Consider the following 18,585-nt stretch of genomic DNA (forward strand, 5'->3'; position numbering starts at 1 on the left):
GCCGAGCTCGGCACCCGTACCCTCAGCCGGCGTTCTCCTCCGCGAGGATCCGGCCGAGTTCGGCCTCGAGGTGGTCCTCGAAGTCGCCCAGGGTCCGTTCCTGACCGAGCGGAACGATCTTGTCCGTGCGGTCGAGGAAGGCCACCAACGGTGGCGCGCTCGCCCGGAACAGCGCGCGGTCGCCGCCGACCTGAAGCCGGATGATCACGTCGGAGAGCCCGTCCGGGTCGGTCGGCGCGATGTGCACGTCGCCGTCCCCGCTGGGCCGGTTGATTCCGTCGAGCAGCAGTTCCCGGCCGAACGCCCAGGTCACGGGCGCGTCGCCGGGCAGGTGGAAGGTCATCCGCACCGCATAGGGGTCGCGGGCCTCGTATCGCAGTTCCACCGGGATCCTGAAGGAGAGCTCCTCGGAGACGAGGAAGCTCATCAGGACCTCGGCCTGAACCGTCTCTCGCATCATGTACCCCGCAGTAGATGAGCAGCTGTGCAAACACGCTGCTGAAAGCTGTGGTCGAAACGGCCAGGAATGAGCCCCCATGGCCCTCTTGACGCAATCGTGCTGTACGCGCTAGCAGATCACAAGGAGTGATTTTTCAGATACTGATAGAGAACGCGAGCGAGCTGAAGAGCCTTCCGATCTCGTTCTGTAGCTGACCGATCGCTGGCAGCAACCGTTCTTCCTGGTGAAGAGGGAGGGAAATGGCCATCGCGGCCGCCGTGGACCCCGCCGTGATGGGGATGGCGGCACAGACCGTGCCAAGCGCATATTCCTGCCGCTCTACCAGGGGCTCCATTCGCCCCATAGCGCTCAAACGGTCCAAAAGGGACCGTTGATTACGCACCGTATACGGCGTGATGGCTTCTACCGGGTGACGCCTCAGGTGGTCTTGACGGCTCTTCAGATCGAGTTGACTCAGCAGGCACTGCCCGATGGCGTGCGCGTGTCCGGTCTCGCGGAAGTCGGCCCACTCCTCGACGGCGGGGGACGAGGGGGTGTCGGCGACGGCGACCAGCTCGATCTCGCCTTCGCGGTAGATGGCGAAGTAGACGGGGACGCCGATGGCGTCGCGCCAGTGCGCGAGAGAGTCTTCGATCTTGGTGCGACGATTCTGCAGAACTCCGCCGCCGACCAGACGGCCGGCGGCGTCGCCGAAGACGAACACACCCTTCTCGCGGCGTAGATAGCCTTCGTGCGTCAGGGTGCGGAGCAGGTGGTACGCGGTGGGCAGCGGGAGCCCCGCTTCACGGGCGAGCTGCTTGGCGGGGGCTCCGTCCTCGTGGGAGCCCACGGCCTCCAGTAGTCTCAGCGCCCGCTGCACCGAGCCGATCAGGGTAGGAGCAGCGGTCCGCGAAGCCGTGGCCAAAGGTCACCCCCAGGCGAGTCGACGGGTGACGCACACCCGCCCGCGGGGGCCGCCCCCGCGCGCCCACCGCGACCTGGACCAGTGGGGTCCGGTTGGCGGACCCGTCCGGGACAGGGCCTACCACCATGCTCGATGCGGAGGTATACGCCTGTTGCTCCTGGGGCGGCAGAGGTTTTCCACTCTAATGGCAGCTCCTGCGGCCGCACCGGGTTTCAACAGGTGCGTTCCCCCGGGCGGGCTAATCCCAGGCCACCGGCTCATACCGATGGGTAACTTGTGCTACCAGTCCCCACGCGAGGAGGACGACGAGGTGAACTTCCGTACGACGTAGATCAGACCAGCGACGAGCGCCACGAACAGCAGCAGCTTGAACAGCAGGCCGACCACGAAGGTCAGGACGCTGGTGATCAGTCCACCGAAGACGACGAGGGCGAGAACGGGTATGGCCACCCACTTCACCCACCACGGCATCCCCGCGAGAATCTCCTTCACCGCCATTGCGCTTACCTCATCTCCCGAAGAGCTGTAGGCGCCCGGTGCGCCCGACACCCTCGATGCTAGGTGCGCGACCCAAGCGAACGGGGGCCTCAGGGCCCCCGCTCTTCCCTGATCCGACCCCTAGGGGGTCAGGGCGGATTCCCGCTCCCGGCTCGGGGTCAGGACTCCGGCGGCGAGAAGACCACCATCACCCGCAGGTCCTCGGTGATGTGGTGGAACCTGTGCGGCACCCCGGCCGGCACATAGACGACGCTGCCCCGCGCCACCGGGGTCGTCTCCTCCCCGACCGTGATCGCGGCCCGGCCGCTCACCACGAAGTACACCTCGTCCTGCCCGTGCGGCTGCTGCGGGTCGAGCTGCCCCGCGTCGAGCGCGTACAGGCCGACGGACATGTTCCGCTCCCGCAGGAACTGGAGGTACGCGCCCTCGTTCGCGGCGCGCTCCGCCTCCAGCTCGTCCAGTCGGAATGCCTTCATGGTTGGTACGCCCCTGCCTTGGCTCGATCTTGTCTGCCACGATCTGACACATGAAGAATTTCGTAGTCAAGACGCTCGCGAACGCGGGGGCCCTGGCAGTCGCCATCTGGCTGCTGGAGGACATCACCCTCACCGGCGACAGCACCGCGAAGAAGGCCTGGACCCTGATCCTGGTCGCCCTGGTCTTCGGCCTGGTCAACTTCCTGGTCAAGCCGATCGTGAAGCTGCTCACCTTCCCCCTCTTCATCCTGACGCTCGGTCTGATCACCCTGGTCGTCAACGCGCTCATGCTGCTGCTGACGTCCTGGCTCTCCGACCAGGTCGGCCTCAGCTTCCACGTGGAGGGTTTCTGGACCGCCGTACTCGGTGGCCTGATCATCTCCGTCGTCTCGTGGGCGCTGAACGTCGTCCTCCCCGACGGCGACTGAGGGCCCGCCATGACGTACCGCGTCTGCTTCGTCTGCACCGGCAACATCTGCCGCTCGCCGATGGCCGAGCACGTCTTCCGCGCCCGCGTGGCCGAGGCCGGACTGGCCGAAGCGGTCGTGGTGGACAGCGCCGGCACCGGCGGCTGGCACGAGGGCGACGGCGCCGACCCGCGCACCGTCGCCGTCCTGGAGGAGCACGGCTACGGCTCCGCGCACGTCGCCCGCCGGTTCCGCGCCTCCTGGTTCCCCTCGCTCGACCTGGTGATCGCCCTCGACGAGGGGCATCTGCGCGAGCTCCGGCGGCTGGCCCCGAGCCCCGAGGACGCCGCGAAGATACGCCTGCTGCGCTCCTACGACCCCGACGCGGGCCCCGAGCTCGACGTCCCCGACCCCTACTACGGGGGCCGGGAGGGGTTCGATGAGTGCCTGGAACTGGTGGAGGCCGCGAGCGAGGGACTGCTCGCCGCGGTGCGCGACGAGGTGGAGGAGCGGACCCCATGAGCGGCACGAGCGGCACACCCGATGACGTCCCGGGCGGCTACCCTGCCGGCGGCGGAGGGCACGGCGGAGGTCTCGGCGAAGGGACCCGGGCGGTCCGGGCCGGCCTGCCCGAGCCGGTGAAGTACGAGCCCACCCTGCCCGGCCCGGTCTTCGCGGCCCACTTCCACCTGCCGGGCGACCCGACCGGCCCCTACACCTACGGCCGCGACGAGAACCCCACCTGGACCCATCTGGAACGCGCCATCGGCGAGCTCGAAGCGCCGGGGGAGAGCGGCGTCGAGACGCTGGTCTTCGCCTCCGGGATGGCCGCCATCTCCGCCGTGCTGCTCTCCCAGCTGCGCAGCGGCGACGCCGTCGTCCTCCCCGACGACGGCTATCAGGCGCTGCCCCTGCTGCACGAGCAGCTGCGGGCGTACGGCATCGAGGTGCGCACGGCCCCCACCCGCGGGGAGGCCCAGCTGGACGTCCTCGACGGGGCGAAGCTGCTGTGGATCGAGACGCCGTCCAACCCCGGCCTCGACGTCTGCGACCTGCCCCGGATGGTGCGCGCCGCCCACGAGGCCGGAGCGCTGGTCGCGGTCGACAACACGCTCGCCACCCCGCTCGGCCAGCGGCCCCTGGCGCTGGGCGCCGACTTCTCCGTGGCCAGCGACACCAAGGGCATGACCGGGCACGGCGACATCCTGCTCGGCCACGTCAGCTGCCGCGATCCGCTGCGGGCCGTCGAGGTACGGCGCTGGCGCAAGATCGTCGGAGCCATCCCGGGCCCCATGGAGGCCTGGCTCGCGCACCGCTCGCTGGCCACCCTCCAGCTGCGCGTCGACCGGCAGTGCGCCACCGCGCTCGCCCTCGCCGAGGCCCTGGTGGCCCACCGGGACGTGTCCGGGCTGCGCTACCCCGGGCTGCCCGGCGACCCCTCGCACGGGGTGGCCGCCCGGCAGATGCGGCGCTTTGGCTCCGTCGTCTCCTTCGTGCTGCCGGACCGCGCCTGGGCCGACCGCTTCCTCGACGCGCTGCGGCTCGTGGACGACGCCACCAGCTTCGGCGGGGTGCGGTCCACCGCGGAGCGGCGCGGACGCTGGGGCGGGGACGCCGTGCCCGAGGGCTTCATCCGCTTCTCGGTGGGCGCGGAGGACCCGGAGGACCTGATCGACGACGTCCTGCGGGCGCTCGACGAGGCGGCCAAGGGCAGCGGACAGCCGGCGGAATGAGCCCCCCCCCCCCCCCCCCCCCGTGGGCGTTCCGAGCCTCCCCCCTCGTGGCTCGGAACGCCCCCGTCCTCCCCTGCCTCCCCCTGCTTCCCCCCTGCGGTTCCTCAGCGGACAACCGCCTGAACAAGGCTAGTTGACTCTGCGTCAGTGTCCAATCACGGTAGCGACAGCGACCTATCGACTTATTTATAGTTGGACGGTCCTGAGGCGCCGTCACCGGACCGCCTGAGTCGAACGGCCCCGCGGCCGGGAGGGGGCGGACATGGATCTGGCTCTGCTGCGCACGTTCGTCACAGTGCACCGGGCCGGCTCCTTCACCCGCGCCGCCGCTCTCCTCGGGCTCTCCCAGCCCGCGGTCACCAGCCAGATCCGCACCCTGGAACGGCAGCTCGGCCGCCCGCTCTTCCTCAGACAGGCCCGCGGGGTCACCCCCACCACCATCGGCGACGAGCTCGCCCACCGCGCCGCCCCGCACCTGGACGCGCTGGTCGAGATCGCCGAGACCGGCCCGGACGAGCAGAGCGGGCTCCGCACCCTGCACCTGGCCGGTCCGCCCGAGTTCACCGCGGCCCGGGTGCTGCCCGCCCTGACCCCGCTGGTCGCCCGCGGCCTCACCGTCCGCACCTCGTTCCTGGGCAACGCGGAGGAGACCCTCGACGGGCTCGCCGCCGGCCATCACGACCTGGCCGTCGCCACCGGGCGCCCTCGCGGCGGCCTCTTCGCCGCCACCCCGCTCTGCGACGAGGAGCACGTCCTGGTCGCCGCCCCGCGCTGGGCCGCCCGGCTCTCCCCCGGGGTGCTGCTGCGCAGGGGCGCCGTCGTCCTGGAGCAGCTGCCCGTGGTCGAGGTGCACGAGTCGCTGCCGTTCGTCGCCCGCTACTGGGCGGCCGTCTTCGAGTCGAAACCGGCCGCCGCCGCCACCGTGATCGCCCCCGACCTGCGGGCCGTCCTGGACTCCGCCGCCTCCGGCGCGGGCCTCGCCGTGCTGCCGCGCTATCTGTGCGAGGAAGCCCTGGAGAGCGGCCGTCTCGTGGCCCTGCTCGACCCCCCGGTCCCGCCCCTGCGCACCTACTTCCTGGTCGTCCGCACCGGCACCCTCGCCCTGCCCCACCTCGCCCGCGCCCACGAGTGGCTGCTGAGGGCCGCGGGGGACTGGTGAGTTTCAGGTCAGCCTGGACGGGCCATTTTCTTCCCATGACCGAACGACCAGTGGTCAAGCGCACCGCACGCGCCATCCTGCTCGACGGGGACGACCTGATCCTCATCAAGCGCACCAAGCCCGGCGTGGATCCCTACTGGGTGACGCCGGGCGGCGGGGTCGAGCCATCGGACTCGACCGTCGTCCAGGCCCTGCACCGCGAGGTGCACGAGGAGCTCGGCGCCAAGATCACCGACGTGGTGCCCTGCTTCGTCGACACCGTCGAGCACATCGTCGACGGCGGGGTCTCCGGCGTGAAGGTGCAGCACTTCTTCGTCTGCCGACTGGAGTCCATGGACCTCGCGCAGCGCCACGGCCCCGAGATCGAGGAGCCGCTGGGCGAGTACGAGATCGTCCGTGTGCCCTTCAGCCGGGTGGGCATCGCCGCCGTCCACCTGGTGCCCCTCTCGCTGCGGCACTACCTGGACGGGAACATCGAGGGGGTGCGCGCGATGCACGCCCCCGACCTGGGCTGAGCCGGCCCTAGGCCTGGGGGACGAGCTCGGTGAGGTAGTCGTGGCGGATCCGGTCGGTGGGGATCCCCGCCCCCCGCAGGGCGTCGACCCCGCTGCGGATCATGCCGAGCGGCCCCGAGAGATAGGCGTCGTACTCGGCCCACGGCCCGTATTGGCGCACGGCGTCCGGCAGCCTGCCCTGGTCCTCGGTGACCGGGCGCACGGCCAGCCAGGGGAAGGTCTGCTGGAGCCTCAGCATCGTGTCGATGTCGTAGAGGTCATGGTCGCTGCGCGCCCCGTAGAAGACCTCGACCCGCCGGCGGTCGCCGTGTTCGGCGACGTCCTCGACGAGGGCCTTGATGGGTGCGATCCCGGTGCCCCCGCCGAGGCAGAGCAGCCCGTTGTCGGTCGAGTGGTCGACGGTCATCGACCCGGCGGGCGGCCCCAGACGCAGGACGTCTCCGGGGCGGGCGCGGTGGACCAGGGCGTTGGACACCCAGCCGGCCGGCACCGCCTTGACGTGCAGCGAGAGCAGACCGTCCGGGCGGGGTGCCGAGGCGAAGGAGTAGTGCCGCCATATCCGCGGCCACCAGGGCGTCTCCAGGCTCGTGTACTGCCCGGCGAGGAACGGGTACGGCTGGTCGGGCCGGAGGGTGATCACGGCGATGTCCGGGGTCCGCAGGTCGTGTGAGACCACCTCGGCCTGCCACCAGGCCGGTGCGTGCAGCTCGTCCTCCGCCGCCGCGTCGATCATGATCTGCGAGATCGTCGTGTACGTGCGGACCCAGGCCGCCTCCGTCTCCTCGTCCCACGTGTCCGCGTACCGGACCAGAGCTCCGATGAGGGCCTCGCCGACCGCCGGATAGTGGGCTGACTGGGTGCCGTACTTGCGGTGCCCCCGGCCGAGGTTCTGGAGGTACTCGGTGAGCACGGGCACGTCGTCCATGTGCTCGGCCGCCGTGAGCAGCGCCTTGAGGAGCCGGTCGCGCTGGGTGTCCATGGCGGCCGGGAACATCGCCCGCAGATCAGGGTGGTGGGTGAAGAGCAGGGCGTAGAAGTACGAGGTCACGCGCTCGGCGACCGGGCCGATCTCGTCCAGGGTGCGGCGGACCAGTACCGCGTCCGGCGAGGGCGCGCGCTCGGCCGGGGGTATTCGGGGCGGCGACGCGTCCGTGGCCACAGCCAGAGCATCCGTCATGTCCTCGCCTCCCCGCAGCCGACCTCCGTGGTCGCCTTCCGTGGTCGCAGGATGACACTCCGGCGAGGAGCTCGGGCAGAAAGGGGAATTCTCGGGCGATCAGCCCCCTCCGCGGGCTAGGCTGCGGTCTTTCGGACCATCGCGTATGCCTCGCGCAGATCCGCTCCGGTGTAGCGGTGCCTGGCCAGGCCCTCCAGGTGGTGGTCGGCGTTCACGGCCACCGTCTCGGGCACCGCAGCGAAGAGCTCCGCGTCGGACATCGAGTCCCCGTACGCCACACAGGTGTCGAGCGTGACACCGAAGCGTTCGCAGAGCTCCTGGGCGATGCGCACCTTCGCCGACGCGTCCAGGATCCCGGGGCGGTGGATCGGCTCCGTGAACGGCACGGCGGGCCAGCGCGAGCCGTGGGCCGCGTCCGCTCCCCAGCCCAGGAGCCGCTCGACGAAGAAGTCGGGCGACAGCGAGATGACCGCGCACCGGCCGCCCTCGGCCCGGATCCGCGCCCAGACGTCCCGGATGCCGGCCAGCCAGGGCGCCCCCTCGAAGGCGGCCGTCACGTGCTCCGGGGTGAGCTCCGACCACAGCGCATGGGCCCGCACCGCGAACTCGTCGGGCGTGAGCCCGTGGAGCAGGAACTCCCGCTCCAGCTTCTCGATCTCCTTGCTGACACCGAGCTGCCGGGAGATCTCCACCGCGGCCGCCGATCCCCGGATGAGGGTGCCGTCGAGATCGAAGAGATGAAGCCTGCGGCTGTCGCTGAAGTTCGCCATGTACGCCGAGGCTAGTACGGGTGGTTACTCCCCCGGGCAGACGCGGCAGAAGGCGGCCGGACGGCACGGTGTTTCACGTGAAACATCTCCGACGGCCCGCCCGGCGGGCGTTCCTCGTCGTCCATGTCGCGGTCTCGGTGGCCTGGCTGGGCCTGAGCCTGGGCCTGCTGACCCTCGGGATCACCGCGTACTCGACCCAGGACCCCACCCTCACCGAGGCGGCGTACCGGGCGATGAAGGTGTTCGCCGACTGGCTCCTGACTCCGGTCGCCCTGGTGACCCTGGGCAGCGGCCTGGTGCTCTCGCTGGGCACTCCCTGGGGCCTGGCCCGGCACCGGTGGGTCTGGATCAAGTTCTGGATCACCCTGGCCACGGCCACCGCGACGATCTTCGCGCTCCGCCCGGAGATCGGCCATGCGGCGGCGGCCGGGGTCCCGGACATCAGCCTGGTCGCGGCCCCCACGGTCTCGACCACCGCCTACCTCTTCATGACCGCGGTCTCCGTGCTCAAGCCCTGGGGGCTGACCGGACGTGGTCGCCGTCTCAGGAGATCGTCCGGTTCCCGTAAAGCGGTGGACGAGCCCATGCCCCGTCGGCCAGCCTGATCTTCATGCCCCTTATGCGCCTCCCGCTCGAACAGCTCCCCATCCGGCGTCTCACCCCGGAGGACATCGGCGCCTGCGCCGACCTCTGCGAGGACCGGGGCTGGTTGCGGGAGGAGCACAAGTGGGGGCTGCTGCTCACCGCGGGCACGGGGTACGGCATCGACGACCCCTCCGGCAAGGGGCTGGTCACCGTCTGCGTGGTCACCTCGTACGGACCGGGGCTCGCGGCCATCGGCATGGTCCTGGTCGCCGAGCGGTACGCCCGGCAGGGCATCGGGCGGCTGCTGATGGAGCACGTCATCGCCGAGGCCGGCGACACCCCGCTCACCCTCTACGCCACGGCGAACGGGCAGCCGCTCTACGAACAGCTCGGCTTCACCGACGTGGGCCGGTCGGAGATGCTCAAGGGACGCTTCGGCTTCACCGAGCCGGCGCCGGCCCTGCCGGTCCGCCCGGCGACCGCGGAGGACCTCCAGACGGTGCTGCGCCTGGACAACGAGATCTTCGGCGTGGACCGGACCCCGATGATCACCCGCCTGCCGGCCTTCGCCGACCATCTGCGGGTCGCGGAGCAGGACGGCGAGATCACCGGCTTCGCCGCGGCCTGGCCCAACATGGACACTCATGTCGTCGGACCGCTGATCGCCCGTGACACCGCGACGGCGCAGGCGCTGGTCGCCTCGCTGGCCGCCGCGACGGACCGACCGCTGCGCACGGATGTCGACAACCGCCACGGGGCGCTGCTGACCTGGCTTAAGGCGAACGGCCTGGAGCAGATCGCCACCACGACGATCATGGTGCGCTCCCTCCCCGACCTCCCGGGCGACCGGAGCCGCCGCTTCGCCCCGCTGACCGTGGCCGCGGGGTAGCCCGCCCTCGCAATCCCGCCGAATTACTTGCACACGCGGTTTTTTGCGCTCCATCGTTTACCCTGATATGGAGCCGCTCCGGATCGAGGAGACCAACGAAGCGAGGCGAACCATGACCGCGACGGACCCTGCACTGACGGCCCTCTCCCAGGGCTGGTGCGCCCTCTCCCTGCTCCACGGCAGGATCGAGTCGCACATCGAGCGGGCCCTGGAGTCCCGGCACGGTCTCAGTGTGCGCGAGTACTCGCTGCTCGACGTGCTCAGCCGCCAGCACGACGGACCGGGCGGACACCTCCAGATGAAGCAGGTGGCCGACGCCGTCGTGCTGAGCCAGAGCGCCACCACCCGGCTCGTGACCCGTCTCGAGGACCGCGGGCTGCTCACCCGGTATCTCTGCGCCACCGACCGGCGCGGCATCTACACCGATGTCACCGAGGCCGGCCAGAAGCTCCTCGACGAGGCCCGCCCCACGAACGACGGCGCCCTGCGCGAGGCCCTGGAGGCGGCGGCCGAGAACCCGGAGCTGGCCCCGCTGGTCCGGGTCGTCCAGGGCCTCGGCGTTCCCGTCTGAGCCGGCCTCCGGGGAGGGGGCTAGCCTGCGGCCATGAGCGATCTTGAGATTCGGCCCGCGCGCCGGGACGACCTGCCCGCCATCGTCGCCATGCTGGCCGACGACCCGCTGGGCGCCCTGCGCGAGTCCCCCGACGACCTCACCCCGTACACGGCAGCCTTCGACCGGCTCGACCAGGACCCGAACCAGCATCTGGTCGTGGCCGTGCGCGCGGGCACGGTCGTGGGGACGCTCCAGCTCACGATCATCCCCGGGCTCTCCCGCAGGGGCACGACCCGCTCGATCATCGAGGGGGTCCGCATCCACTCCGAGGAGCGCGGCAGCGGCCTGGGCACCCGGCTCATCGAGTGGGCCGTCGAGGAGTCCCGCGCCCAGGACTGCGGGCTGGTGCAGCTGACCTCCGACGTCACCCGCACCGACGCCCACCGCTTCTACGAACGTCTCGGCTTCGAGGCCTCCCACCTCGGGTTCAAGCTGAGCCTGTGACGGCCCGGTCCGCGCCCGGGGGACGAAGAGAAGCGCACTGTTTCACGTGAAACAGTGCGCTTCCGGTCAAAGGCCGCGCCAACCCGCCTCGTCCACACCACCCGGAACGGCGTCGCCCGGCTCGTACGGCTCGCGGGTGAAGACGAAGGAGCCGAGGTCGAGATGGCTCACCGAGCCGTCCGCCCGCCGCACCACCTGGAGCGTCTCCCCCGCGTAGTACCCGTCGAGACCGATCCATCCGCCCTCGGGGAGCGCCCGGAAGCTCGCCCGGCGCCCGACGCCGCGCAGCGGCTCCAGGGTCACCCCACGAGCGGCGTCGATCCGCAGGCCGTACGCGTAGGTCCCCCAGTACCAGGGGCCGGTGAGCGCCAGGAGCTCGTGGTCGACCTCCGCGGCGGGAAGGGGGCGCCAGGGCTCCGGAAGACGCGGCTCGGCCTCGGCCACGATCCGCACGAGATCGGCGGCCACGAGGCTCGTCAGGGGCCCGGAGGTGGCGTTCGCGAGCGTCACCGCCGCGAGTCCCTCCTCGACGCTCACCCACAGACAGGCCACGAAGCCCGGCAGCGATCCCGTGTGCCCGACCAGGGTCCGGCCGCCCTTGCGCAGCAGCTGGAGGCCGAGGCCGTAGCCCGCCTCCCCGTCACCCTCCACGGGCGCGGCGGGCACCCGCATCTCCTCGACCGAGGACCGGGCGAGCACCCTCTCGTCGCCTCGGGCGAGGAACGCGGCGAAGCGGCAGAGGTCGCCGACGGTCGACCAGAGCTGACCCGCCGGCGCCATGATCCCCAGGTCCTGGCTGGGCTCGGGAAGCATCACATCCGCCCAGGGATGCACGGCGAAGCCACCGGCATGCGGGGCGACCGGCTGGGCCGTCGTACGGTCGAGGCCCAGCGGCTCCAGGATCTCGGCCCGCAGGGCCTCCTCCCAGGACACCCCGCGAAGGGCCTCGACCAGCGAACCGAGCAGCGTGTAGCCGGGGTTGGAGTAGTGGTGGATCCGCCCCACGGGATGCCGCAGGGGCTGCTCCCCCAGGACGTCGGCCAGCTCGGGCCGTACCGTCCCCGGCGTCCGCTCCCACCACGGCGCCGGGCTCTCGGCGGCGAGACCTGCGCTGTGGCCGAGGAGTTGAGCGATCGTCACCTCGCCGACGCCGGTGTCCTTCAGATGCTTCTCCAGTGGGTCCTCAAGGCTGAGCAGCCCCTCGTCCCGCAGGCGCATCACCAGCACCGCGGTGAACACCTTGGTGATCGACCCGATCCGGAACTGGGTGTCGGCATCCGGGGCGTGCCCGTCGACACAACTGCGCGACCCGAACCAGACGGTCTCGCCCTCGCGGACCACTCCGGCGGCGAACGAGGGCGAGCGCCCCTCGGTCTGGGCGACGGCGACGCGGTGCAGCAGGGCGCGCTCGGTGCTGGGGAGCAGGGCTTCGAAGGATGAGGTCATACGGTGATCATGCCGCGAGAGCCGCTCGGACGAGGCTTCTCGCTCGCGATGTCGGCGCCGCCCCCGCTCTCGAAGCGTGCCGGGAGTCCGATTCGGCCATCTCGGTCGCGGCCGTGTCGGATCGATCACCCCTACCGGATACTGCCGCTGTCGAATCGACGGAGATGCATCTCTGAGGGGGAGTCGTGAAGCGAGCCGTCCTGCACATATCCCGGTACGTGAGCGCCGTCTGTGCCGTCGCCGCGGCGACGGTCCTGGCCACCTCCACCTCCGCGGCAGCGGAGACGGGCCCCCGGCAGGACGACTTCCTTCCCGCCATGGTCCATTCCATCCTCCACCTCGACATCGATCCGCCGGGTGCCAACGACTGGAGCTGCCGCCCCGGCGCCGCCCATCCGCGCCCGGTCGTCCTGGTCCACGGCACCTACGAGAACCGGTACAACAACTGGGCCGGGCTGTCGCCGGAGTTGAAGGCCCAGGGCTACTGCGTCTACTCCCTCGACTTCGGCGACACGGACGACGCCGCCGTGGCTCTCGCCCCCACCGTCAAGGGCTACGGAGACATCAAGGAGTCCTCCAAGGAGCTGGCCGCCTTCGTGGACAAGGTGCTCGCCGCCAGCGGCGCCGAGCAGGTCGACCTGGTCGGCCACTCCCAGGGCGGGACCCTGTCCCGCTGGTACCTCAAGGCCGACGGCGGCGCGAACCCGGCCGACCCGTCGAAGAACAAGGTCAAGAAGGTCGTCCAGCTCGGCGCGACCAACCACGGCACCACCATGAGCGGCATCTCGACCCTCGCCGACCTCCTCGGGATCCTGGAACCCGGGCAGGTGACCGTGGGAAAGGCGGGCGTCCAGCAGTACGTGAAGTCCGACTTCATCAAGGAGCTCAACGCCGACGGCGACACCGTTCCCGGGATCGACTACACCGTGATCGCCACGAAGTACGACGAGATCACCACTCCCTGGCAGAGCACGTTCATGACCGCGGGCCCGGGCGCGACGGTGCAGAACATCACCCTGCAGGAGGGCTGCCCGATCGACCTCTCCGCCCACCTGAGCATGTCGTACAGCCCGCGCGTGATCGGACTGGTCAAACGCGCCCTGGACCCCTCATCCCCGGCAGCCCCCTGTGTGCTGAGGGCGCCGACCTTCTGAGTCCGGCTCGATCAGGTCTGTGCCATGTCCACGAAGCGCGAGTAGTGGCCCTGGAAGGCCACCGTGATGGTCGCGGTCGGACCGTTACGGTGCTTGCCGACGATGATGTCGGCCTCGCCGGCACGCGGGGACTCCTTCTCGTAGGCGTCCTCGCGGTGCAGCAGGATGACCATGTCCGCGTCCTGCTCGATGGAGCCGGACTCACGCAGGTCGGAGACCATCGGCTTCTTGTCCGTGCGCTGTTCGGGGCCACGGTTCAGCTGCGAGAGCGCGATCACCGGGAGCTCCAGCTCCTTGGCCAGCAGCTTCAGGTTTCGCGACATGTCGGAGACCTCCTGCTGCCGGCTCTCGGCCCGCTTGGAGCCACCGGCCTGCATCAGCTGGAGGTAGTCGATGATGACGAGCTTGATGCCGCTGCGCTGCTTCAGACGACGGCACTTGGCGCGGATCTCCATCATCGACAGGTTCGGCGAGTCGTCGATGAAGAGCGGGGCCTGTGAGACGTCCGGCATCCGGCGGGCCAGCCGGGTCCAGTCCTCGTCGGTCATGGTGCCGGAGCGCATGTGGTGCAGCGCGACCCGTGCCTCCGCGGAGAGCAGGCGCATGGCGATCTCGTTGCGGCCCATCTCGAGGGAGAAGATGACGCTGGGGAGGTTGTGCTTGATGGAGGCCGCCCGGGCGAAGTCCAGGGCGAGCGTCGACTTACCCATGGCGGGACGGGCCGCGATGATGATCATCTGGCCGGGGTGCAGACCGTTGGTGAGCGCGTCGAGGTCGGTGAAGCCGGTGGGCACACCGGTCATCTCGCCGCTGCGGGAGCCGATCGCCTCGATCTCGTCGAGCGCGCCCTCCATGATGTCGCCGAGCGGCAGGTAGTCCTCGGTGGTGCGCTGCTCGGTGACCTGGTAGATCTCGGCCTGGGCGCGGTTGACGATGTCGTCGACGTCCCCGTCGGCCGCGTATCCCATCTGCGTGATCTTGGTGCCGGCCTCGACGAGCCGCCGCAGCACGGCCCGCTCGTGGACGATCTCCGCGTAGTAGGAGGCGTTGGCGGCGGTGGGCACCGACTGGACGAGGGTGTGCAGATAGGAGGCGCCGCCGACGCGGGTGATCTCGCCGCGTTTGGTGAGCTCGGCGCCGACCGTGATGGGGTCGGCGGGCTCGCCCTTCGCGTACAGGTCGAGGATCGCCGCGTAGATCGTCTCGTGGGCCGGCTTGTAGAAGTCGTGGCCCTTGATGATCTCGACGACGTCGGCGATGGCGTCCTTGGAGAGCAGCATGCCGCCGAGGACGGACTGCTCGGCGTCCAGGTCCTGCGGGGGGACGCGCTCGAAGCCGGAGAGGCCGGAGTCCCAGGAGTCCTCGCCGCGCTCGTGCTGGTCCTCGCGACCGCGTCCCCGGCCCCGGCCCTCGCCGCGGGTGCGGGTGGGCAGCCGGTCGCTGGGTCCGCTGTCGGCCCAGGGATCGTCCATGGGCTCGGGGCTGGTCACCAAGCCACCTCCTGCCGTCCGCTCCGCGGACCTCGCCGTGCCACTCTTTCTTACGCCACGGCTCCGACAAACGAGAGGCTTTGACTCCGCTTCTGGCGCGTCGTGCGCCGGTCCACGGTAGGCCCGCGGGCACCGTCAGCCAATCTGGTTATCCACAGGGCCTGTGGGTGAACGCCCCGATGTTGTGGAGAACTCGCCAGAACCTGTGCACGGACCGGGGGACAGCCATGTGGACAAACTCATACCACCCCCAGCCGAACCGCTCTGACCTGTGCTTTTTCCGTCCACTGGCTGTGGGGAAGAAAAACTTCTACGCCCGGACCAAGATCAGAACAAACGGCGCACACCCGAAGGCCCACTCCCTACACAAGTAAGGGTCTATAGAGCATTGCATCTCTTACCTGTGGAAGATTAGATTGGCCCCATGCATCAGGCTCCCGCGACCCCCAAGGCCGTTCGACGCCAACACGACCGCGAGATCGTCTCGCTCGCCGTCCCGGCCTTCGGCGCACTCGTCGCCGAGCCCCTGTTCCTGCTCGCCGACAGCGCCATCGTCGGCCACCTCGGCACCCCTCAGCTCGCCGGTCTCGCCATCGCCTCGGCCCTGCTCTCCACCGCGGTGAGCGTCTTCGTCTTCCTCGCCTATGCCACCACGGCGGCCGTCGCCCGCAGGGTCGGGGCCGGCGACCTCACGTCCGCCATCCGGCAGGGCATCGACGGCATCTGGCTCGCCCTCCTCCTGGGCGCCGCCGTCGTCGCGCTCACCCTGCCCACCGCCTCCTGGCTCGTGGACCTCTTCGGCGCCTCCGACACCGCCGCCCCCTACGCGACCACCTATCTGAGGATCTCCATCCTCGGCATCCCGGCCATGCTCGTCGTCCTGGCCGCCACCGGCGTCCTGCGCGGCCTCCAGGACACCCGGACGCCGCTCTACGTCGCCCTCGCCGGCTTCGCCGCCAACGGCGTCCTCAACCTCGTTCTCGTCTACGGAGCCGGCCTCGGGATCGCGGGTTCCGCCTGGGGCACGGTCATCGCCCAGTTCGGCATGGCCGCCGCCTACCTCTTCGTGGTCGTCCGCGGCGCCCGACGCCACGGTGCCTCCCTGCGGCCCGACGCCGCCGGCATCCGGGCCAGCGCCCAGGCCGGCGTCCCCCTCCTGGTGCGTACGCTCTCGCTGCGCGCGGTCCTGATGATCGCCACGGCCGTGGCCGCCCATCTCGGCGACGCCGATGTCGCCGCGCACCAGATCATCCTGTCCCTGTGGAGCCTGATGGCCTTCGCCCTCGATGCCATCGCCATCGCCGGCCAGGCCATCATCGGGCGCTATCTCGGAGCCGACGACGCGGAGGGCGCCCGGCAGGTGTGCCGACGGATGGTGCAGTGGGGCGTGGTCTCCGGCGCCGGGCTCGGCCTCCTGCTCATCCTCACCCGCCCACTCTTCATCCCGCTCTTCACCAGCGACTCCGCCGTCCAGGACGCCCTGCTCCCCGCCCTCCTGGTCGTGGCGCTCTCCCAGCCCGTCTCCGGGGTGGTCTTCGTCCTCGACGGCGTCCTCATGGGCGCGGGCGACGGCCCCTATCTCGCCTGGGCCATGCTCCTGACCCTGGCCGTCTTCGCCCCCGTCGCCCTGCTGGTCCCCACCCTCGGGGGCGGACTGACCGCGCTCTGGGGCGCGATGACGCTGATGATGACCGTCCGCATGGCGACCCTCTGGCTCCGCGCCCGCTCCGGCCGCTGGATCGTCACCGGGGCCACCCGCTGAGCCGGGCGCATGTTTCACGTGAAACGGCGTAAAACGCTCCTGTGAGACGACGGAGACGCTTTCCGTGAGACGACGGAAACGCCTTCCCCGAGAAGGGGAAGCACCTCCCACGAAACGGCGGAAGGGCCGCACCCCTGAGGGGTGCGGCCCTTCCTCACTGCTGAGCGCAGACTGCCGAGGGCAGCGTTACGCGGCGACGACCTCGACGCCGAGCTTCGCAACCACGTCAGCGTGCAGACGCACGGAGACCTGGTGGGCGCCCAGGGTCTTGATCGGCGAGCCGAGCTCGACGCGACGCTTGTCGACGTCCGGGCCACCGGCGGCCTTGATCGCCACGGCGACGTCCGCCGGGGTCACAGAGCCGAAGAGGCGGCCGGCGTCGCCGGAGCGAACGGCCAGCTTGACCTTGACGCCCTCGAGCTGGGCCTTGACCTCGTTGGCCTGCTCGATGGTCGCGATCTCGTGGATCTTGCGGGCGCGGCGGATCTGCGCCACGTCCTTCTCGCCACCCTTGGTCCAGCGGATCGCGAAACCACGCGGGACCAGGTAGTTGCGAGCGTAGCCGTCCTTGACGTCGACGACGTCGCCAGCGGCACCGAGGCCGGAGACCTCGTGGGTGAGGATGATCTTCATTTTTCGGTCACCCTTCCCTTATCGCGCGGTGGACGTGTAGGGCAGCAGCGCCATCTCACGGCTGTTCTTGACGGCCGTGGCGACGTCACGCTGGTGCTGCGTGCAGTTGCCGGTCACGCGACGGGCACGGATCTTGCCGCGGTCGGAAATGAACTTCCGCAGCATGTTCGTGTCCTTGTAGTCGACGTACGCGACCTTGTCCTTGCAGAATGCGCAGACCTTCTTCTTAGGCTTGCGCACAGGCGGCTTCGCCATGGTGTTTCTCCTGTGTGATCAAGAAGTTTGGGTACGAGCTCTTCTTGGGACGTGCCCTAGAAGGGGGGCTCGTCCGAGTAGCCGCCGCCGGAGTTGCCACCCCAGCTACCGCCGCCCTGCTGCTGGCCGCCGGACGGGGCGCTGGACGCCCAGGGGTCGTCGGAGGGAGCTCCGCCGCCCTGCTGGCCGCCGCCGGAGTTGCCACCCCAGCCGCCACCGCCGCCGCCCTGCTGCTGCCCGCCGCCGTAACCACCCTGGCCACCGCGCCCCGTGGTCTTGGTGACCTTGGCCGTGGCGTTCTTCAGGCTGGGGCCGACTTCCTCGACATCCAGCTCGTAGACCGTGCGCTTGACGCCCTCGCGGTCCTCGTAGGACCGCTGCTTCAGCCGGCCCTGCACGACGACGCGCATGCCTCGCTGAAGCGACTCGGCGACGTTCTCCGCCGCCTGACGCCAGACCGAGCAGGTCAGGAAGAGGCTTTCGCCGTCCTTCCACTCGTTGGTCTGACGGTCGAAGGTGCGGGGAGTGGACGCGATACGGAACTTCGCGACCGCCGCACCGGACGGGGTGAAGCGCAGCTCGGGGTCGTCGACAAGATTGCCGACGACCGTGATGACGGTCTCGCCTGCCATGGGTGAACCTCTCGGCGGGATTGCTTCTGGCTGCTTACTGCTACTCGAACCCGAAAACCTGTGAGCGGAAGGCTCAGTGGGTCTCGGGGCGGAGGACCTTGGTCCGGAGGACCGACTCGTTCAGGTTCATCTGGCGGTCGAGCTCCTTGACGACCGCAGGCTCGGCCTGCAGGTCGATGACCGAGTAGATGCCCTCGGGCTTCTTCTTGATCTCGTAGGCGAGACGACGACGGCCCCAGGTGTCGACCTTCTCGACCTTTCCGTTGCCCTCACGGACGACGGAGAGGAAGTTCTCGATCAGCGGGGAGACAGCGCGCTCCTCGAGATCGGGGTCGAGGATGACCATCACCTCGTAGTGACGCATGTGGAACCCACCTCCTTTGGACTCAGCGGCCACGGTCGTTCCGTGGCAGGAGGGTCGTGATGCGTAAGCAACGGTATCGGCCGCCACTGACAATCCCCCTCGACGAGCGAGGGGTGCCGTCGGGGTCCAGGACGGACCTGGGCAGACACCGGTGCAGACCGTACAGAGTACCCGCACATCGCCCTGCGGTTGAAATCCGGTGGTGAGGGGACGCAATCT

General features: G+C 70.1%; 23 protein-coding genes. 11 read left to right on the forward strand and 12 right to left on the reverse strand.

What is annotated here, in order from left to right:
* Positions 1–22 precede the first annotated feature (22 nt).
* The 4 genes from ACH414_RS11815 to ACH414_RS11830 all read right to left on the reverse strand — a co-directional run bounded on the left by ACH414_RS11815 (position 23) and on the right by ACH414_RS11830 (position 2,338).
* Complete coding sequence (locus ACH414_RS11815; protein WP_382539558.1) at positions 23–457, reverse strand: SsgA family sporulation/cell division regulator; 435 nt, start codon at positions 455–457, stop codon at positions 23–25.
* A 136-nt stretch (positions 458–593) separates the two neighbouring features.
* A complete protein-coding gene (locus ACH414_RS11820) occupies positions 594–1,331 on the reverse strand; it encodes an IclR family transcriptional regulator (RefSeq protein WP_382539561.1) in 738 nt (245 codons plus the stop codon).
* 312 nt (positions 1,332–1,643) lie between these two features.
* Positions 1,644–1,862 (reverse strand): DUF5326 family protein, encoded by a 219-nt coding sequence (locus ACH414_RS11825; RefSeq protein WP_382538962.1) that lies wholly within the window; start codon positions 1,860–1,862, stop codon positions 1,644–1,646.
* 158 nt (positions 1,863–2,020) lie between these two features.
* Positions 2,021–2,338: a cupin domain-containing protein gene (locus ACH414_RS11830; RefSeq protein ID WP_382538965.1), complete on the reverse strand. Its 318-nt coding sequence runs from the start codon at positions 2,336–2,338 to the stop codon at positions 2,021–2,023.
* A 50-nt stretch (positions 2,339–2,388) separates the two neighbouring features.
* Here ACH414_RS11830 and ACH414_RS11835 point away from each other — a divergent pair, with 50 nt between their 5' ends.
* From ACH414_RS11835 to ACH414_RS11855, 5 genes are all read left to right on the forward strand, one after another.
* Entirely contained in the window at positions 2,389–2,766 is a 378-nt protein-coding gene (locus tag ACH414_RS11835) for a phage holin family protein (RefSeq protein WP_382538968.1), read from the forward strand.
* 9 nt (positions 2,767–2,775) lie between these two features.
* Positions 2,776–3,267 (forward strand): low molecular weight protein-tyrosine-phosphatase, encoded by a 492-nt coding sequence (locus tag ACH414_RS11840; protein WP_382538971.1) that lies wholly within the window; start codon positions 2,776–2,778, stop codon positions 3,265–3,267.
* The gene (locus tag ACH414_RS11845; protein WP_383649554.1) at positions 3,264–4,478 is read left to right on the forward strand and encodes a cystathionine gamma-lyase; all 1,215 of its coding nucleotides are present in this window, start codon (positions 3,264–3,266) and stop codon (positions 4,476–4,478) included. The genes ACH414_RS11840 and ACH414_RS11845 overlap by 4 nt, the downstream gene beginning before the upstream one ends.
* Positions 4,479–4,740: 262 nt before the next feature.
* Positions 4,741–5,637, forward strand: coding sequence for a LysR family transcriptional regulator (locus ACH414_RS11850; protein WP_382538977.1), 897 nt, complete (start codon positions 4,741–4,743; stop codon positions 5,635–5,637).
* A 35-nt stretch (positions 5,638–5,672) separates the two neighbouring features.
* On the forward strand, positions 5,673–6,152 hold the full coding sequence (locus ACH414_RS11855) for an NUDIX domain-containing protein (RefSeq protein ID WP_382538980.1): 480 nt from the start codon (positions 5,673–5,675) through the stop codon (positions 6,150–6,152).
* 7 nt (positions 6,153–6,159) lie between these two features.
* On the opposite strand, the gene ACH414_RS11860 is transcribed toward ACH414_RS11855, so the two are convergent.
* Together ACH414_RS11860 and ACH414_RS11865 are read right to left on the reverse strand one after the other, a co-directional pair.
* Positions 6,160–7,329, reverse strand: a complete 1,170-nt coding sequence (locus ACH414_RS11860) for a globin domain-containing protein (protein ID WP_382538983.1) — start codon at positions 7,327–7,329, stop codon at positions 6,160–6,162.
* A 116-nt stretch (positions 7,330–7,445) separates the two neighbouring features.
* Positions 7,446–8,099, reverse strand: a complete 654-nt coding sequence (locus ACH414_RS11865; protein WP_382538986.1) for an HAD family hydrolase — start codon at positions 8,097–8,099, stop codon at positions 7,446–7,448.
* A gap of 77 nt (positions 8,100–8,176) precedes the next feature.
* Between ACH414_RS11865 and ACH414_RS11870 the strand changes: the two genes are divergently transcribed.
* From ACH414_RS11870 to ACH414_RS11885, 4 genes are all read left to right on the forward strand, one after another.
* Positions 8,177–8,704, forward strand: a complete 528-nt coding sequence (locus ACH414_RS11870) for a DUF2269 domain-containing protein (protein WP_382538989.1) — start codon at positions 8,177–8,179, stop codon at positions 8,702–8,704.
* 14 nt (positions 8,705–8,718) lie between these two features.
* Positions 8,719–9,573 carry a GNAT family N-acetyltransferase gene (locus ACH414_RS11875; RefSeq protein ID WP_382539563.1) on the forward strand — a complete coding sequence of 285 codons (855 nt, stop codon included), beginning with the start codon at positions 8,719–8,721 and terminating at the stop codon, positions 9,571–9,573.
* Positions 9,574–9,685: 112 nt separating this feature from the next.
* Positions 9,686–10,144, forward strand: coding sequence for a MarR family winged helix-turn-helix transcriptional regulator (locus ACH414_RS11880; protein WP_382538992.1), 459 nt, complete (start codon positions 9,686–9,688; stop codon positions 10,142–10,144).
* A 33-nt stretch (positions 10,145–10,177) separates the two neighbouring features.
* On the forward strand, positions 10,178–10,630 hold the full coding sequence (locus ACH414_RS11885; RefSeq protein WP_391769726.1) for a GNAT family N-acetyltransferase: 453 nt from the start codon (positions 10,178–10,180) through the stop codon (positions 10,628–10,630).
* A 66-nt stretch (positions 10,631–10,696) separates the two neighbouring features.
* On the opposite strand, the gene ACH414_RS11890 is transcribed toward ACH414_RS11885, so the two are convergent.
* Complete coding sequence (locus ACH414_RS11890; protein WP_391769727.1) at positions 10,697–12,076, reverse strand: serine hydrolase domain-containing protein; 1,380 nt, start codon at positions 12,074–12,076, stop codon at positions 10,697–10,699.
* A 185-nt stretch (positions 12,077–12,261) separates the two neighbouring features.
* Between ACH414_RS11890 and ACH414_RS11895 the strand changes: the two genes are divergently transcribed.
* The gene (locus ACH414_RS11895; protein ID WP_391769728.1) at positions 12,262–13,230 is read left to right on the forward strand and encodes an esterase/lipase family protein; all 969 of its coding nucleotides are present in this window, start codon (positions 12,262–12,264) and stop codon (positions 13,228–13,230) included.
* An 11-nt stretch (positions 13,231–13,241) separates the two neighbouring features.
* Here the strand turns inward: ACH414_RS11895 and dnaB are convergent, their stop codons facing one another.
* Entirely contained in the window at positions 13,242–14,702 is a 1,461-nt protein-coding gene (dnaB, locus tag ACH414_RS11900) for a replicative DNA helicase (RefSeq protein ID WP_382539566.1), read from the reverse strand.
* A 442-nt stretch (positions 14,703–15,144) separates the two neighbouring features.
* On the opposite strand from dnaB, the gene ACH414_RS11905 reads away from it, so the two are divergent.
* Positions 15,145–16,482: an MATE family efflux transporter gene (locus ACH414_RS11905; RefSeq protein WP_398941674.1), complete on the forward strand. Its 1,338-nt coding sequence runs from the start codon at positions 15,145–15,147 to the stop codon at positions 16,480–16,482.
* Positions 16,483–16,668: 186 nt separating this feature from the next.
* Here ACH414_RS11905 and rplI read toward each other — a convergent pair whose 3' ends face one another.
* The 4 genes from rplI to rpsF all read right to left on the reverse strand — a co-directional run bounded on the left by rplI (position 16,669) and on the right by rpsF (position 18,366).
* Complete coding sequence (gene rplI, locus ACH414_RS11910) at positions 16,669–17,115, reverse strand: 50S ribosomal protein L9 (RefSeq protein WP_382539007.1); 447 nt, start codon at positions 17,113–17,115, stop codon at positions 16,669–16,671.
* 18 nt (positions 17,116–17,133) lie between these two features.
* On the reverse strand, positions 17,134–17,370 hold the full coding sequence (rpsR, locus tag ACH414_RS11915) for a 30S ribosomal protein S18 (protein WP_128983236.1): 237 nt from the start codon (positions 17,368–17,370) through the stop codon (positions 17,134–17,136).
* A gap of 56 nt (positions 17,371–17,426) precedes the next feature.
* Entirely contained in the window at positions 17,427–18,002 is a 576-nt protein-coding gene (locus ACH414_RS11920) for a single-stranded DNA-binding protein (protein WP_382539010.1), read from the reverse strand.
* Positions 18,003–18,075: 73 nt separating this feature from the next.
* Complete coding sequence (gene rpsF / locus ACH414_RS11925; protein ID WP_004950685.1) at positions 18,076–18,366, reverse strand: 30S ribosomal protein S6; 291 nt, start codon at positions 18,364–18,366, stop codon at positions 18,076–18,078.
* Positions 18,367–18,585 lie beyond the last annotated feature (219 nt).

Origin of the sequence: Streptomyces sp. NPDC020422 (genome assembly GCF_044386705.1) — a bacterium.
Classification (GTDB): Bacteria; Actinomycetota; Actinomycetes; order Streptomycetales; family Streptomycetaceae; genus Streptomyces.

Bases quoted from the DNA above. Each gene is read 5' to 3' on its own strand.
- ACH414_RS11815 (WP_382539558.1), bottom strand. From the start codon at position 457: ATGCGAGAGACGGTTCAGGCCGAGGTCCTGATGAGCTTCCTCGTCTCC.
- ACH414_RS11825 (WP_382538962.1), bottom strand. From the start codon at position 1,862: ATGGCGGTGAAGGAGATTCTCGCGGGGATGCCGTGGTGGGTGAAGTGG.
- ACH414_RS11830 (WP_382538965.1), bottom strand. From the start codon at position 2,338: ATGAAGGCATTCCGACTGGACGAGCTGGAGGCGGAGCGCGCCGCGAAC.
- ACH414_RS11835 (WP_382538968.1), top strand. From the start codon at position 2,389: ATGAAGAATTTCGTAGTCAAGACGCTCGCGAACGCGGGGGCCCTGGCA.
- ACH414_RS11840 (WP_382538971.1), top strand. From the start codon at position 2,776: ATGACGTACCGCGTCTGCTTCGTCTGCACCGGCAACATCTGCCGCTCG.
- ACH414_RS11845 (WP_383649554.1), top strand. From the start codon at position 3,264: ATGAGCGGCACGAGCGGCACACCCGATGACGTCCCGGGCGGCTACCCT.
- ACH414_RS11850 (WP_382538977.1), top strand. From the start codon at position 4,741: ATGGATCTGGCTCTGCTGCGCACGTTCGTCACAGTGCACCGGGCCGGC.
- ACH414_RS11855 (WP_382538980.1), top strand. From the start codon at position 5,673: ATGACCGAACGACCAGTGGTCAAGCGCACCGCACGCGCCATCCTGCTC.
- ACH414_RS11860 (WP_382538983.1), bottom strand. From the start codon at position 7,329: ATGACGGATGCTCTGGCTGTGGCCACGGACGCGTCGCCGCCCCGAATA.
- ACH414_RS11865 (WP_382538986.1), bottom strand. From the start codon at position 8,099: ATGGCGAACTTCAGCGACAGCCGCAGGCTTCATCTCTTCGATCTCGAC.
- ACH414_RS11875 (WP_382539563.1), top strand. From the start codon at position 8,719: ATGCGCCTCCCGCTCGAACAGCTCCCCATCCGGCGTCTCACCCCGGAG.
- ACH414_RS11880 (WP_382538992.1), top strand. From the start codon at position 9,686: ATGACCGCGACGGACCCTGCACTGACGGCCCTCTCCCAGGGCTGGTGC.
- ACH414_RS11885 (WP_391769726.1), top strand. From the start codon at position 10,178: ATGAGCGATCTTGAGATTCGGCCCGCGCGCCGGGACGACCTGCCCGCC.
- ACH414_RS11890 (WP_391769727.1), bottom strand. From the start codon at position 12,076: ATGACCTCATCCTTCGAAGCCCTGCTCCCCAGCACCGAGCGCGCCCTG.
- dnaB (WP_382539566.1), bottom strand. From the start codon at position 14,702: ATGGACGATCCCTGGGCCGACAGCGGACCCAGCGACCGGCTGCCCACC.
- ACH414_RS11905 (WP_398941674.1), top strand. From the start codon at position 15,145: ATGCATCAGGCTCCCGCGACCCCCAAGGCCGTTCGACGCCAACACGAC.
- rplI (WP_382539007.1), bottom strand. From the start codon at position 17,115: ATGAAGATCATCCTCACCCACGAGGTCTCCGGCCTCGGTGCCGCTGGC.
- rpsR (WP_128983236.1), bottom strand. From the start codon at position 17,370: ATGGCGAAGCCGCCTGTGCGCAAGCCTAAGAAGAAGGTCTGCGCATTC.
- ACH414_RS11920 (WP_382539010.1), bottom strand. From the start codon at position 18,002: ATGGCAGGCGAGACCGTCATCACGGTCGTCGGCAATCTTGTCGACGAC.
- rpsF (WP_004950685.1), bottom strand. From the start codon at position 18,366: ATGCGTCACTACGAGGTGATGGTCATCCTCGACCCCGATCTCGAGGAG.